A 16,639-nucleotide genomic window follows, 5' to 3' on the forward strand; every position below is an offset into this window, starting at 1 on the left:
AATCGTCACAGCGCGCTGACGTCGCATCACAAGTGCGCCGCCCGCAACACAACGCGCGTCGGCGGAGCGTTGGGAGCACCACGTCGCACCCTGTCGCGAACCGCTTCGCCGCGGCGCCGCGGCCCGGGATTCACCGCGGCGCCAAGGCCAGGCCGGCGATCGCGGCGCACCGGACGACGATAGAGGCGGGCGCAACGGCTGCGCCTGGTGCCCTGGGGAGCGACGGTCTCGTCGCACAGCCGATGTTTTTGGCGCGGCGGACCTGGGTGGACAATTGTATTGATTCGACCACGATGCGACGCTCAGGCTGCCCGGGGCGTCCCGCGCCCCCCTCGAGGGCCGCGGCCTTCAGCGATTATGGCGAAGACTTACCGTCCGCGGATCCCCAAGCCCTTTCGCATCCCGCGCCGGATGGCCGCGCAGGCGGAGGCGACGCGCTTCGGGTGGCTCACGCCTGACGTGCTCTCGATCGTCGCGGGGGCGCTGATCGCCGCCGTGGCGCCGCTCGATCGGCTCGACTACGTGGCGCGCGGCCTCACCGCGTCCGCGCTCGCCGACGCCGCGCCGTCCGCGCAGGTGCTGCTCGTCACGGCCTCGCCCGAGGCGCTGCGCGAAGGGCTCTGCGAGCGCTCGCTCCCCGGGCTGCTCGAGCGCGGGCGCGCGCGCGGCGCGCTGCTGATCCCCCCGGCCGACGCGTTCTGCGGCGGCGGCGCCGCCGCGAGCCGCGCGGGCGCCGCGAGCGCCACGAGCGCCGCGGGCGCCGCGCCGGTCGTCCGGATGCCGCCCGAGCTGCTCCGCCTGAGCGCCGGCGATGTCGTCGGCTTCTTCCCGCTCGCGGCGGGGGAGCGCGCGCCGGAGCTCGGCGCGCTCGGCGTCTCGGCGGCGCCCTGGGTGCTCAAGAAGGCGCCGCAGAGCGTCCCGGCGGTCAGCCTGCGCGATCTCGCGGACGGCCAGGTCCCCGCGAGCGCGCTCGAGGGCCGCGTCGCCGTGGTCGCGGTGGGCGCCGGCGGCGTTGCTCCCCAGGCGGTCGCGACGTCGGCGCTGCCCCCGGCGAGGGGCGTCGCCGCGGTGCTCGGCGGGCTGCTCGACGGCGGCCGGCGCGCCTCGGCGCCGGCGTGGGTGCCGGCGCTGTTCGTGCTGCTCGCGGGCGGGCTCGTGAGGACCGCGCGCCGCCGCTACGGGAGCCTGGCCGCCACGGCCGCGCTGTTCCTCGGCGTGTTCGCGCTCGCGGCGGGGCAGGGCGTGCTCGCCGCGCGGGCCGAGGCGAGCCTCATCGCGCTGCCGAGCGCGCTGTTCGGCCTCGCTGTCGCGTTCGCGGGGGTCATGATCGTGCGCGGGCTCGTCGTCCAGCGCTCCGTCGATCGCGCCGCGGAGCTCATCCAGCGCGCCGCGCTGTTCCGCATGCAGGGGGTCCACACGCTGCCGGACGAGGAGTTCTGGCCGCGCGTGGCGCGCCTCGCGGAGCAGGCGCACCCGGCCGATCTCGTGCTCGTCGCGGAGCTGCCCGCGGGGAGCTGGCACCTCCGGTTCTGGAACGACACGCAGGGCGGCGGCGAGAGCCTCGTCGCCGAGCTCCGCCGCGACGTCCGCCGCCCCCCGTACAGCAGCGAGCAGGGCGTGCCGGCGATCCGCCTCTCGCGCCGGTTCCTGGCGAAGCAGGACATGCCGGCGGTCGTGGTCCCGCTCATCGCGTTCGGCGAGATCGAGGGGTACGTGTTCTTCTGCGGCCCGGTCGCCGAGCAGACGTTCTCGCGCGAGCCGGAGCGCGCCGAGCACGTCGGCCGCGAGCTCGCGCTGCTCCTGCGCAGGAAGCGCCTCGCGCGCACGGCGCAGGCCGGCGCGGGCGAGGCGCGCGGCGGCGGCTCGCCGGAGGACGATCTGGTCGAAGGCGCGCGCGTCGCGCTCGACGACCTCCAGCTCTTCGGCTCGATGCTGCGCAGCGCGCCGGTCGGGCTGCTGTACGCCGACGCCTTCGGCGACGTCCGCTTCGTCGCGCCGGAGTTCGCGAAGTGGCTGCGGGCGCGCGACGTCACGGTGCCCGCGGAGAGCGCGAGCGCGGCGCTCCCGCCCGGCTCGCTCACGCTGGGCGACGTCCTCGGCGCCACGTCCGCGAGCGACGCCGCCGTGTCGCTCTCCAGCGTGATGGCGAGCGACGACGGCATCGAGCTGAGCGTCACCGCGCCCGAGCCGGCCGTGCTCTCGGTGCGCCCGCTGCGGCGCGAGTCCGACGGCTCCTCGTGGATCGCGGGCTACGTCGCCGCGCTCATCCCCGTCCAGCAGGCGGCCCCCGTGTCCGACAACGTGCGGCCGCTCGCGGTGCGCGACGCCGCCGATCCGCTCTGCGCCTTCCAGCTCGGCGACGTCGTGGCCGATGCCGTCGCGAGCGCCTCCCGCGCGACGGGCCGGGCCGTGCGGCTCGAGCCCATCCGCGGCGCCACGCACGCCCTCGGGCACCGCGGCGAGCTCGAGCAGGTGCTCGAGGCGTTCCTCACCGACGTCGCGGGCCGCGGGCTCCCTGGCCATGGCCCCGTGGTGTCGGTGCGCGAGGCGCCCCAGGGCGTGCAGCTGTCGATCCTGGACGTCGGCTTCGGCCTGGGGCTGCCGGAGTCGGCGCTCCAGCGCGTGCTCACCGCCCCTGGCTCCGCCCCGGCCGGTCTAGAGCCGCTCGGCCGGCTGATCCTGGCGGTCGAGGACAGCCATGGTCACGCCGAGCTCAAGACGAACGACGGCTGGGGCATCACGCTCACCGTGACGCTCCTCAGGGCGCACCCGCGTGCGTTCGTGTCAGCGAACGAGGGCGGCAAGCCGGCGGCGCAGCAGAACGTCATCGCGATCGGCAGGGCGGGGCCGAAGTAGCGCCGAGGAGCGGGGGACGACCCGATTCCCGAGGTCGGCCGGCGGCTCGCCGCGGGGCGCCCCTGGTTGGCCCGATTCTGCTGATTGCGCATCAGTACACCGCAGTTCAGACAACCATCGCGCTCCCCTTCTTCGTCCGTCCTGGGTCGATTCGACGGACTTCGATCTCCCGCAGGGCAGCGCGCAGGTGGTTGTTGTTGGTGTCGTCCGCCGATCCGCACCTGGCTCTGGGGAGCTCGTTCCGCCGCTCGTACTCGTCATCGAACGTTCGCTAGGATGCTGGCGGGCTGGGGGGCGTGGGCAGCGCCAACCCCCCTGGCGGCACAGCTCGGTGCCAGATCTCCCCCTCCGGAGATATAACTGGTTGAATGTGCCGCCTTTCACGGGCAGGCGAGCAAGGCTATTGATGTTCGTCGAAAGAGGGTATGCGCGCCTCGAGAAGATCGAGGAACACGCTGATTTCAGCTTGTTCCGCGCGTGCCGCGAGGACGACGGTGTCCCGGTCTTGCTGAAAGTCCTGCGCGCCGAGAGAGCGACTCGCGCCGAGGTCGCGCGCTTCAAGCACCAGTGCGAGCGCATCGCGCAGCTCGCCTCACCCCGCCTCGTCGCCCTGCACGCCGTCGAGGAGCTCGCCGGCGCCCTGATGGTCGTTCTCGAGGACTTCCCGGGCCCCGATCTCGCGCAGATCCTCGCCGCGCGCCCGTCGCGCACAATGCCTCTCTGCGAGGCGCTCGATCTCGCGGCCGCCCTCGCCGAAGGCCTCGCCGCCGTCCACGCGGCGGGGCTCATCCACCGCGATCTGCGCCCTCACAACGTGCTCGTCGGCGCATCCGGCGCGGTCAAGATCACAAGCTTCGGCGTCGACGCCGAGATCACCCGCGCCCACGAGCGGCTCTACGCGCCCGCCGTGCTCGCCGACGTGCTGCCCTATGTCTCCCCCGAGCAGACAGGCCGCATGAACCGCGGTGTCGACCACCGCACGGACCTCTACGCGCTCGGCGTAATCCTTTACCAGATGCTCGCGGGTCAGCGCCCCTTCGAGGCCCTGGACCCGATGGAGCTCATCCACGCGCACCTGGCCCTCGCTCCCGCGCCGCCGTCCCGCGTCGACCCGACGATCCCTGAGGCCATCTCCGGCGTCGTGCTCAAGCTGCTCGCGAAGAACGCCGAGGACCGCTACCAGAGCGCCGAGGGCGTGCTCGCCGACCTCGACCGCTGTCGCGAGGCCCTGCGCGGCACGGGGACGATCGAGCCCTTCGTTGCGGGCCAGCACGATCGCCAGGACCTGTTCCGGATCCACCAGAAGCTCTATGGCCGCGAGCAGGACATCGAGGCGCTGACCACCGCGTTCGAGCGCGCGCTCGAGGGCAGCCGCGAGAGCGTCCTCGTCTCCGGCTACTCCGGCATCGGCAAGTCCTCGCTCGTGCAGGAGATCCTGCGGCCGCTCGCGCGGCAGAAAGGCTATTTCACGAGCGGCAAGTACGACCAGTACAACCGCGACGCGCCCTACAGCGCGGTGATCCTGGCGTTCGACGGCCTGGTGCGGCAGCTCCTCACCGAGAGCGAGGCGCGCATCGAGCGCTGGCGCAGCGCGATCCTCGAGGCGCTCGGGCCGAACGCGCAGGTCGTCTGCGACGTCATCCCCTCGCTCGGCCATGTGGTCGGCGCGCAGCCGCCCGTGCCGGCGCTCGCCCCGCTCGAGGCGCAGAACCGCCTGAACCGCTGCTTCTTGCTGTTCGTCTCGGTGTTCGCGCGCAGCGCGCACCCGCTCGTCCTGTTCCTCGACGATCTCCAGTGGATCGACGCCGCGAGCCTCGGGCTGCTCCGTACGCTCCTCGCCGACGACTCGCTCGCGGCGCTCTTCTTCTGCGGCGCCTACCGCGACAACGAGGTGTCGCCCGGGCACCCGTTCGTCCGGGCCATCGAGGAGCTAAAGAATGCCGGGCTCGTCGTGCGCGACATCGTCCTCGCCCCGCTCGCGCGCTCGCACCTCCTCGAGATGCTCTCGGACAGCCTGGAGCGCGACGACTGCGGGCCGCTCGTCGATGCGGTGCAGAAGAAGACAGGTGGCAACCCGTTCTTCGTCAAGGAGTTCGTCCGGTCGCTGCACGACCACGGCGTGCTCACGTTCGCAGCCGGGTCAGGCTGGCGCTGGGACCTCGCCCGGATCGAGGCGCTCGCGTACACGGACAATGTCGTCGACCTCATGGTGCGCACCATCGCGCGCCTGCCGCCGGAGGCGGTGGAGGCGCTCAAGCTCGCCGCGGCGATCGGCAACCGGTTCGAGCTCGACATGCTCGCCACGGTGAGCGAGTGCTCGCCGGAAGAGGTGTACGGCCGCCTCGATCCCGCCGTCGGCGAGGGGCTCGTGCTGGCCGGGCGCGAGGGCTACCGCTTCGCCCATGACAAGGTCCAGGAGGGCGCCTACGCGATGATCCCGGAGGCGGACCGGCCCGCCTTCCACCTCCGGATCGGCCGGCTGCTCGCGGGCAAGCTGGACCTCTCCGAGAGCCAGAGCCTCTTCGACGTCGTCGGCCACCTGAACAGCGCTGGCGACCTCGTGTCGGACCCCGCGGAGCGCCTTTCCCTCGCCCGCATGAGCCTCGATGCCGCCTGCCGCGCCGAGGACTCGGCCGCCTTCGGCGCCGCCCTGCGCTACCTTGAGCTCGGCCTCCTGCGCCTCCCGGAGGACGCCTGGACGTCGCAGTACCCGCTCCGCCTCGCATACGCGATGAAGACCGGCCTCATGCTCTCGCTCTCGGGCCAGCACGACGACGCCCTGGCGCTCCTCTCCGATTGCCTGGAGCGGACCGCGAGCCGGCTCGATCGCACCGAGGTGCGGCGGCTCAAGATGAACGTGCAGGTGCTGAGAAACGACCTTTCGGCCGCCCTCGCCGAGGGGCTCGAGGCCCTCAGGGGGTTCGGGATCGACCTGCCTCTCATGCCCGACGACGAGACGCTCGACGCCCACATTCGCACGACGATGGCTATCGTCCGCGAGCGCTCGCTCGAGGCGCTCTTGGACCTGCCCCCGCTCGTGGACCGGGAGATCGCGACCCTGCAGAACGTGCTCCAGGAGCTCTTCTCCTCCACCTACCACATCAGTCCGAACAACTACGGCATCATGTTCGCGAAGATCTTGGAGATCTCCTACCTCCACGGCCTGTCACCAAACTCGATCTACGGCTGCGTGAACTTCGGGTCTTTCCTCTGTGCCCGGGGCGACGTCGAGCTCGGCTACCAGTTCGGCCGCGCCGCCCTCGCGCTCGCCGAGCGATACCCGGATAAGAAATCCGAAGCGATGTTGTGCAACATGTGGGCCGCCCACATCCAGCACTGCAAAGATAGCTTCGACGCCTGCAGGGAGCCGCTGCTCACCGGCATTCACGCCGGGGTCGAGACCGGCCAGTACATCTGGGCTTTCTACAACACGGCCAACCTCAGCACGAATAGCCTCATCCGCGGTCTGCCGATCCCTGACCTCCTCGCCGAGGCGAGGAGCCTCGTGCCGATGTTCAAGCTCGACCGGTTCAGCGCCATCACCTGGATATCCAGCTCGGTCGGGCAGATCGCGCACAACCTCTCGATCGCGACCGAGCGCCCCGCGGTGCTCGTGGGGGAGTGGGTCAACATCGAGAACATCTTCGACGAGGCGCGCCGGCACAACTACCAAGCTTGGCATTACTTCGCGAGCTTATACGTCGTGTTCCTGCTCGTCTTCCAGGGTGAGTTCGAGGAGGGGGCGCGCGCGACCCTCCAGGTTAACTTCGGGTTCGAGCCCAATCGGGCCTGGCTCGGAACCCCGTCTTTCCACTTCTACAGCGGTATCGCGCTCGCGCGGGCCTCGGACGTCGTTTCGCCGGACGAGCGTGCGCTCTTCATCGCCCGCGCCGAGCAGTTCGCCGCCAAGGTCTCCCGCTGGGCCGACCTCGGCCCGGAGAACTTCGCCCACCGCCGCGCCCTGCTCCTTGCCGAGCTCGAGCGCGTCCGAGGCGATGCGCACGCTGCGAGCGATCACTACGACGAGGGGATCGCCCTCGCGAAACAGAATCGCTTCCTCCAGGATGAGGCCCTCGGCAACGAGCTCTGCGCGCGCCACTGGCTCGTCCTCGGCAAGACCACCATTGCCCGCGCTTACATGACCGAGGCGCAAAGGGCCTACGGCCGCTGGGGCGCGACGGAGGCGATGCGGCGCCTCGAACGCGCGTACCCCGACCTCGTCCCCTGCGAGATCCTCCGCGGCGCGACGTGCCCGGAGGCCGCCGCGCCCGCCGGCGCCGCGCTCGACCTCGGCTCGGTGCTCAAGGCCTCCCAGGCCATCTCGGGCGAGATCGTCCTCGACCGCCTGCTCGACGGGCTCATGCGCATCCTGGTCGAGAACGCCGGCGCGAGGCGGGGATGCCTGCTCCTGGCCCGCGCCGAGACCCTGCTCCTGGCTGCCGAGGCGAGGGCGGAGGGGCCCCAGATCGAGGTGCGTATTCCCCACGAGCCCGAAGCCTCCCCTTCGGACCTGCCGGCGCCCCTCCTCAACTACGTCCGGCGCAGCCGGGAGAAGGTGATCCTGGACGACGGGACGGCACGGAATCCCATCATCGCCAGCGACGACCTCTATCCGTACCCCAAATCCGCCCTTTGCCTGCCCATCCTGCGGCAAGCGGAGCTCGTGGGGCTGCTCTACATGGAAAACGACCTCATCGCAGGCGCGTTCACCCCGGAGCGGCTGTCGGTGCTGGAGCTGCTCTCGGCCCAGGCCGCCATCTCGATCGCCAATGCCACGCTCTACGCCGACCTCCTCCAGGAGAACAGCGAACGCCGGCGAGCCGAGCAGGCCGTGCGGGACAGCAAAGAGTTGCTGCAGTCGATCGTCGACAACTCGACAGCGGTCATCTACCTCAAGGATCTCGAGGGTCGTTACCTGATGATCAACCGGCGCTACGCCGAGCTGTTCCACGTCAGTGAGCAAGCGATCGTCGGCCGAACCGACTACGATGTCTTTCCCAGGGAGCGCGCCGATGCCTACCGCGCCGTCGACCAAGAGGTGCTGGCCACCGGAACGGCGCTGCAAGCCGAGGAAGAGGCTCCCCAGGACGATGGGTTGCACACCTACATCTCCCTCAAATACCCCCTGTGCAATGCGGCGGGGCAGCCCTATGCCCTCTGCGGCATTTCCACCGACATCACCGAGCGCAAGCAGGCCGAAGCGGAACGCCAGGCCCGCAAGACGGCCGAAGCCGAGAGCCGTGCGAAGACCGAGTTCCTGAGGAACATGAGCCACGAGCTGCGCACGCCGCTCAACGCCATCCTCGGCTACGCCCAGATCCTCAAGCGCCCCCCGGGGCTCGAAGACCGCCAGGCGGCGGGACTGAACACCATCCAGCAGAGCGGCCAGCACCTCTTGACCCTCATCAACGACCTTCTGGACCTGGCCAAGATCGAGGCGGGTAAGCTCGAGCTCTACCCCGAACCGATCCATCTCTCGACCTTCCTGACGGTCGTCGCCGACATCATCCGCGTCAGGGCGGAGCGGAAGAGCCTTCACTTCGTCTATGAGGTCACGCCCCACCTGCCCCAGGCGGTGCTGGCCGACGAGAAGCGCCTGCGCCAGGTGCTGCTCAACCTCCTGGGCAACGCGGTGAAATTCACCGATCGGGGGCGGGTGCGCTTCGGGGTGCAGGTGCTGGCGCAGGACGAGACCGACGGGACCGGGGCGCGCCTGCGCTTCGAGGTCGAGGATACCGGCGTCGGACTGACGCCGGAGCAGCTGGGAAAGCTCTTCCAGCCTTTCGGGCGGGTGGGGGAGGTGCGGCGCCGCGCGGGCACCGGCCTCGGGCTCATGATAAGCCGCCAGCTGGTGCACCTCATGGGCAGCGAGATCCACGTGGAGAGCCGGCCCGACGAAGGCAGCCGCTTCTGGTTCGATGCAACCTTGCCGGTGACCGAGATCGCGACGCCCCTCCGGCCTTCGGAGCGGGTCGCCGTCGGCTACGAGGGGCCGCGCCGGAAGGTGCTGGTCGCCGACGATGTGGTGGGCAATCGGGCGGTGCTTCTGGACCTGATGAGCGGCCTGGGCTTCGAGGTCTACGAGGCGGCCAATGGCCAGGAGGCCCTCGAGCAGGCGATCGCGGCGTCGCCGGATCTGGTGGTGATGGATCTGGTCATGCCGGTGATGGGCGGCCTCGACTCCATGCATTGCATTCGTCGCCATCGCCAGGCTCGTGGGCTCGCGCGGCTGCCGTTCATCGTCGTCTCCGCGATCGCCAACGAGGAAGACCAGGCGGAGAGCGTCGCCGCCGGCGCCGACGCCTTCCTCAGCAAGCCGATCGACCAGGAAAGCCTGCTGCGGGTCATCGGCGCCCAGCTCGGGCTCACCTGGGTCTATGCCAGACCGGACGAGGAGCAAGCCGGAGACAGGGGCGCCGCGGAGCTCGTGGCGCCTCCCCGGGAGGAGATGGAAGTCCTCCATGCCCTGGCCCTGGAGGGCAACATGCGTGACATCCGAGAGCGGGCCGCCTACCTGATCACCCTGGGCGAGCGCTACCGCCCCTTCGCCGACCGCCTCGATCGCCTCGCGCAGGACTACCAGTCCCAGGCGCTCCTCAACCTGGTCGAGGAGCGCCTGCTGGGGGTCGAGCCGATGCCGATGGCGATGGTGGGGCCGGAGCTGCCGCGGTGCATGGAGGGCGGTCAGCGACCATGAGCCGAGCCACGGCACCCGGTCCGCGCACCCGCGATTCGCAGCCCCAGCGCCTCGGTGGGCGCGTGGTCGGGCGGGTCTGGAGCTTCCGCGACATCACCGCGCGCGTGCACGGCGGACGAATTCGCCTGTCGAGCGAGGTCGGCCAGGGCTCGACCTTCTGCGTCGAGCTGCCGCTCTCGACCGAGAGCGCAGCGAGCCACTCCACATAGCCATCGCCACGCGCCGACCGCGAGCAGGCGCAGGGCGGCGCGAGCGAGGCGCGCGGCGGGCGCTCGCCGGAGGACGACCTGGTCGAGGGCGCGCGCACGCCCTCGGGCACCGCGGCGAGCTCGGGCAGGTGCTCCAGGCGTTCCTCACCGACGTCGCGGGCCGCTGGGGCTGTGCGCATCGATCCCCGGAACGACCCGGTTCCCGAGGTCGACCGGCGGCTCCCCTCGGGACGCCCCTGGTTGGCCCGGTTCCGCTGATTGCGCATCAGTACACCGCAGTTCAGACAACCATCGCGCTCCCCTCCTTCGTCCGTCCTGGGTCGATTCGACGGACTCGATCTCCCGCAGGCTCCCGCAGGGCGGCGCGCAGGTGGTTGTTGTTGGTGTCGTCCGCCGAGCCGCACCTGGCTCTGGGGAGCTCGTTCCGCCGCTCGTACTCGTCATCGAACGTTCGCTATGATGCTGGCGGGCTGGGGGCGTGGGCGGCGCCAACCCCCTGGCGGCACAGCTCGGTGCCAGACCTCCCCCTCCGGAGATATAACTGGTTGAATGCGCCACCTTTCACGGGCAGGCGAGCAAGGTTGTCGATGATCGTCGAAAGAGGCTACGCGCGCCTCGAGAAGCTCGAGGAACACGCTGATTTCAGCTTGTTCCGCGCGTGCCGCGAGGACGACGGTGTCCCGGTCTTGCTGAAAGTCCTGCGCGCCGAAAGGGCGACTCGCGCCGAGGTCGCGCGCTTCAAGCACCAGTGCGAGCGCATCGCGCAGCTCACCTCACCCCGCCTCGTCGCCCTGCACGCCGTCGAGGAGCTCGCCGGCGCCCTGATGGTCGTTCTCGAGGACTTCCCGGGCCCCGATCTCGCTCGGATCCTCGCCGCGCGCCCGTCGCGCACAATGCCTCTCTGCGAGGCGCTCGATCTCGCGGCCGCCCTCGCCGAAGGCCTCGCCGCCGTCCACGCCGCGGGGCTCATCCACCGCGATCTGCGCCCTCACAACGTGCTCGTCGGCGCATCCGGCGCGGTCAAGATCACGAGCTTCGGCGTCGACGCCGAGATCACCCGCGCCCACGAGCGGCTCTACGCGCCCGCGGTGCTCGCCGACGTGCTGCCCTACGTCTCCCCCGAGCAGACAGGCCGCATGAACCGCGGTGTCGACCACCGGACCGACCTCTACGCGCTCGGCGTCCTCCTTTACCAGATGCTCACGGGCCGGCGCCCCTTCGAGGCCCTGGACCCGATGGAGCTCATCCACGCGCACCTCGCCCTCGCTCCCGCGCCGCCGTCCCGCCTCGACCCGACCATCCCCGAGGCCATCTCCGGCGTCGTGCTCAAGCTGCTCGCGAAGAACGCCGAGGACCGCTACCAGAGCGCCGAGGGTTTGCTCGCCGACCTCGATCGCTGCCGCGAGGCCCTGCGCCGCACGGGCACGATCGAGCCCTTCGCCGCGGGCCAGCGCGATCGCCAGGACCTGTTCCGGATCCACCAGAAGCTCTACGGCCGCGAGCACGACATCGAGGCGCTGACCGCCGCCTTCGAGCGCGCCCTCGAGGGCAGCCGCGAGAGCGTCCTCGTCTCCGGCTACTCCGGCATCGGCAAGTCCTCGCTCGTGCAGGAGATCTTGAAGCCGCTCGCGCGGCAGAGGGGCTATTTCACGAGCGGCAAGTACGACCAGTACAACCGCGACGCGCCCTACAGCGCGGTGATCCAGGCCTTCGACGGCCTCGTGCGGCAGATCCTTACCGAGAGCGATGCGCGCATCCAGCGCTGGCGCAGCGCGCTCCTCGAGGCGCTCGGGCCGAACGCGCAGGTCGTCTGCGACGTCATCCCCTCGCTCGGCCATGTGATCGGCCCGCAGCCGCCCGTGCCGGCGCTCGGCCCGCTCGAGGCGCAGAACCGCCTGAACCGGTGCTTTTTGCTGTTCGTCTCGGTGTTCGCGCGCGGCGCGCACCCGCTCGTCCTGTTCCTCGACGATCTCCAGTGGATCGACCCCGCGAGCCTGGGGCTGCTCCGCTCTTTGCTCGCCGACGACTCGCTCGAAGCGCTCTTCTTCTGCGGCGCCTACCGCGACAACGAGGTGTCGCCCGGGCACCCGTTCGTCCGGGCCATCGAGGAGCTCGAGCACGCCGGGCTCGTCGTGCGCGACATCGTCCTCGCCCCCCTCGCGCGCCCCCACCTCCTCGAGATGCTCTCGGACTGCCTCAAGCGCGACGACTGCGGGCCGCTCGTCGGTGCGGTGCAGAAGAAGACCGGCGGCAACCCGTTCTTCGTCAAGCAGTTCGTCCGGTCCCTGTACGACCACGGCGCGCTCACGTTCGCAGCCGGGTCAGGCTGGCGCTGGGACCTCGCCAGGATCGGCGCGCTCGCGTACACGGACAACATCGTCGACCTCATGGTGCGCACCATCACGCGGCTACCAGCGACGACCCAGGCGGCCCTGAAGCTCGCCGCGGCGATCGGCAACCGGTTCGAGCTCGACGTGCTCGCCACGGTGAGCCAGTGCTCGCCGGAAGAAGCCTACAGCCGCCTCGATGCCGCCGTGAGCGAGGGGCTCTTGATCGCCGGGCGCGACGGCTACCGCTTCGCCCATGACAAGATCCAGGAGGGCGCCTACGCCATGATCCCGGCGGCGGACCGGCCCACCTTTCACCTCCTTATCGGCCGGCTGCTCGCGGGCAAGCTCGACCTGTCCGAGAGCCAGAGCCTCTTCGACGTCGTCGGCCACCTGAGCAGCGCGGGCGACCTCGTGTCGGACCCCGCGGAGCGCCTTTCCCTCGCCCGCATGAGCCTTGATGCGGCCTGCCGCGCCGAGGACGCGGCCGCCTTCGGCGCCGCCCTGCGCTACCTGGAGCTCGGCCTCCTGCGCCTCCCGGAGGACGCCTGGGCGTCGCAGTACCCGCTCCGCCTCGAGTACGCGAGGAAGACCGCCCTCATGCTCTCGCTCTCGGGCCGGCACGACGAGGCCCTCGCGATCCTCTCCGATTGCCTGGAACGCGCCGTGGGCCGGCTCGATCGCACCGAGGTGCGGCGGCTCAAGATGAACGTGCAGGTGCTCAAGAACGACCTGCCCGCCGCGCTCGCGGAGGGGCTCGCGGCCCTGCGCCCGTTCGGGATCGACCTGCCCCCCTTCCCTGACGAAGCGATGGTCGACGCCCAGATCCGCGCGACGATGGACCTCGTCCGGCAAAAGACGCTCGAAGCGCTGCCCGACCTGCCGCCGCTCGCGGATCCGGAGATCCGCGCCATGCAGGACGTGCTCCAGGAGCTCTCCTCTTCCTGCTGGTTCTTGAGCCCCAACAACCTTGGCATCACGGTCGCGAAGATCCTCGAGAACACGCTGCGCCACGGGCTGTCGAAGCACGCGATCTACGGCTGCATCAACTTCGGGGCGTTCCTCTGCCTCCGCGGCGACATCGCGCTCGGCTATCGCTTCGGCCGCGCCGCCATCGACCTTTCGGAGCGCTACCCGGACAAGAAGTCCGAGGCGATGCTCTGGAACATGTGGGGCGCCTTCGTGCAGCACTGGAGAGAGGGTTACCCCGCTTGCAAGGAGTCGCAGCTCGTCGCCATGCACGCCGGGCTCGAGACGGGCCAGTACATCTGGGCGTTTTACAGCGCGAGCACCAGCATCATGACCAGCCTCCTGCGCGGCCTCCCGCTCTCCGACCTCCTCGCCGAGGCGCAGAGCTACCAGCCGATATGCAAGCTCGACCAGTTCAACGCGATGTCCTGGATAGTCGGCGCGGTCGGACAGCTCGCACACCAGCTCTCGGTCGAGACCGCGCACCCGGCCAAGCTCAAGGGCACGTGGATCGACATCGACGCGGTGATCGAGGAGAACCGCCGGATAGACAACCTGGTCTCGGTCGCCATCGCCCAGATGTACGTCGTGATCCTCGGCGTCTTCCAGGGCGCGTTCGAGGAAGCGGCGCGCATCGCGCTCTCGCTGGACATCGAGCTCCCGAACCTGGCGGCCTGGTGCGGCGGCCCCGCGTCCCGTTTCTACGCCGGCGTCGCGCTCACGCAGGCGGCGGACGTGGTCTCCCCGGACGAGCGCGCGCTCTTCCTCGAACGCGCGGAGGTCTTTGCCGAAAAACTCTCGCGCTGGGCGGGCCTCTGCCCGGAGAACCTCGCGCACCGCAGCGCCCTGCTCCGCGCCGAGATCGAGCGCGCCCGCGGCAATGCGCACGCCGCGGCGGATCGCTACCACGAGGCGATCGCCCTCGCGCAGCGCGGCGGCTACCTCCACGACGAGGCGCTCGCCAACGAGCTCGCCGGCCTCTCCTTCCGCGCGGTCGGCAAGACCACCATCGCCCGCGCCTACCTCACCGAGGCGCACAGGGCCTACGGCCGATGGGGCGCTCCCTGTGCGATGCGCCGCCTCGAGCGCGCGTACCCCGACCTCGTCCCCAGCGAGATCCTCCGCGACGCGACGTGTCCGGAGGCCGACGCGCCCGCCAGCACCGCCCTCGACCTCGGCTCGGTGCTCAGGGCCTCGCAGGCCATCTCCGGAGAGATCGTCCTCGACCGCCTGCTCGACGCGCTCATGCGCATCCTGGTCAAGAACGCCGGCGCGCAGCGGGGCTGCCTGCTCCTCGCCCGCGGCGAGACCCTGCTCCTGGCCGCCGAGGCGAGGGCGGAGGGGCCCCGGATCGAGGTGCGTATTCCCCACGAGCCCGAAGCCTCCCCGTCGGACCTGCCGGCCCCTCTCCTCAACTACGTCCGGCGCAGCCGGGAAAAGGTGATCCTGGACGACGGGACGGCACGGAATCCCGTCGTCGCCAGCGACGACCTCTATCGTTACCCCAGATCCGCCCTCTGCCTGCCCATCCTGCGGCAGGCGGAGCTCGTGGGGCTGCTCTACATGGAAAACGACCTCATCGCAGGCGCGTTCACCCCGGAGCGGCTCTCCGTGCTGGAGCTGCTCTCCGCCCAGGCCGCCATCTCGATCGCCAATGCCACGCTCTACGCCGACCTCCTCCAGGAGAACAGCGAACGACGGCGCGCCGAGCAGGCCGTGCGCGACAGCAAAGAGCTGCTGCAGTCGATCGTCGACAACTCGACAGCCGTCATCTACCTCAAAGATCTCGAGGGCCGTTACCTGATGATCAACCAGCGCTACGCCGAGCTGCTCCACGCCAGCGAGCAGGCGATACTCGGCCGGACCGACTACGATGTCTTTCCCAGGGAGCGGGCCGATGCCTTCCGCGCCGTCGACCAGGAGGTGGTGGCCACCGTGACCGCGCTTCAAGCAGAGGAAGAGGTCCCCCAGGACGATGGACTGCACACCTACATCGCTCTCAAGTATCCCCTGTGCAACGCGGCGGGGCAGCCTTATGCCGTCTGCGGCATCTCCACCGACATCACCGAGCGCAAGCAGGCCGAGGCCGAGCGCCAGGCCCGCAAGACGGCCGAAGCCGCGAGCCGAGCGAAGACCGAGTTCCTGGCGAACATGAGCCACGAGCTGCGCACGCCGCTCAACGCCATCCTCGGCTACGCACAGATCCTCAAGCGCTCCCCGGGGCTCGACAACCGCCAGACGACGGGGCTGGAGACCATCCAGCAGAGCGGCCAGCACCTCTTGACCCTCATCAACGACCTTCTGGACCTCGCCAAGATCGAGGCCGGCAAGATCGAGCTCTACCCCGAACCGATCCACCTCTCGGCCTTCCTGACGGTCGTCGCCGACATCATCCGCGTCAGGGCGGAGCAGAAGAGCCTTTACTTCGTCTACGAGGTCACGCCCCTCCTGCCTCAGGCGGTGCTGGCCGACAAGAAGCGCCTGCGCCAGGTCCTGCTCAACCTCCTCGGCAACGCGGTGAAGTTCACCGATCGGGGGCGGGTGCGCTTCGGGGTGCAGGTGCTGGCCCAGGACGAGACCGACGAGACCGGGGCGCGCCTGCGCTTCGAGGTCGAGGATACCGGCGTCGGAATGGCGCCGGAGCAGCTGGCCAAGCTCTTCCAGCCTTTCGGGCGCGTAGGGGATGTGCGGCGCCGCCCGGGCACCGGCCTCGGGCTCATGATAAGCCGCCAGCTGGTGCACCTCATGGGCAGCGAGATCCACGTCGAGAGCCGACCCGATGAAGGCAGCCGCTTCTGGTTTGACGCGGTCCTGCCGGTGGCCGAGATCGCAGCGCCCCTCGGGCCTTCCGAGCGGCTCGCCATCGGCTACGAGGGGCAGCGCCGGAAGGTGCTGGTCGCCGACGACGTGGTGAGCAATCGGGCGGTGCTCCTGGACCTGCTGAGCAGCCGGGGCTTCGAGGTCTGCGAGGCGGCCAATGGCCAGGAGGCCATCGAGCAGGCGATGGCGACGTCGCCGGATCTGGTGGTGATGGATCTGGTCATGCCCGTGATGGGCGGCCTGGAAGCCATTCATTGCATTCGTCGCGACCGCCAGGCTCGTGGGCTCGCGCGGCTGCCGTTCATCGTCGTCTCCGCGATCGCCAACGAGGAGGACCAGGCGGAGAGCGTCGCCGCCGGCGCCGACGCCTTCCTCAGCAAGCCGATCGACCAGGAAAGCCTGCTGCGGATCATCGGCGCCCAGCTCGGGCTCACCTGGGTCTATGCCAGACCGGACGAGGAGCAGGCCGGGGACAGGGGCGCCGCGGCGCTCGTGGCGCCTCCCCGGGAGGAGATGGAAGTCCTCCATGCCCTGGTTCTGGAGGGCAACATGCGTGACATCCGAAAGCGGGCCGCCTACCTGATCACCCTGGGCGAGCGCTACCGCCCCTTCGCCGACCGCCTCGATCGCCTCGCGCAGGACTACCAGTCCCAGGCGCTCCTCACCCTGGTCGAGGAGCGCCTGCAGGGGGCCGAGCCGATGGCGATGGTGGGGCCGGAGCTGCCGCGGAGCACGGAGGGCGGGCAGCGATCATGAGCAGC

Annotated in this window: 4 protein-coding genes; all 4 read left to right on the forward strand. The window is 70.4% G+C overall.

Going from position 1 to position 16,639, the window contains the following annotated elements; all coding sequences use genetic code 11:
- The first annotated feature begins 357 nt into the window (after positions 1-357).
- Positions 358-2,856, forward strand: coding sequence for a hypothetical protein (locus tag WMF46_RS40445; RefSeq protein WP_437982100.1), 2,499 nt, complete (start codon positions 358-360; stop codon positions 2,854-2,856).
- A gap of 406 nt (positions 2,857-3,262) precedes the next feature.
- Positions 3,263-9,553, forward strand: coding sequence for an AAA family ATPase (locus WMF46_RS40450; RefSeq protein WP_437982101.1), 6,291 nt, complete (start codon positions 3,263-3,265; stop codon positions 9,551-9,553).
- The gene (locus WMF46_RS40455; RefSeq protein ID WP_437982102.1) at positions 9,550-9,762 is read left to right on the forward strand and encodes a hypothetical protein; all 213 of its coding nucleotides are present in this window, start codon (positions 9,550-9,552) and stop codon (positions 9,760-9,762) included. Before WMF46_RS40450 ends, WMF46_RS40455 begins: the two co-directional genes overlap by 4 nt.
- 587 nt (positions 9,763-10,349) lie before the next feature.
- Positions 10,350-16,634: an AAA family ATPase gene (locus WMF46_RS40460; RefSeq protein ID WP_437982103.1), complete on the forward strand. Its 6,285-nt coding sequence runs from the start codon at positions 10,350-10,352 to the stop codon at positions 16,632-16,634.
- Positions 16,635-16,639: the final 5 nt, after the last annotated feature.

It is taken from the genome of Sorangium sp. So ce117, assembly GCF_051524395.1.
Classification (GTDB): Bacteria; Myxococcota_A; Polyangia; order Polyangiales; family Polyangiaceae; genus Sorangium; species Sorangium cellulosum_B.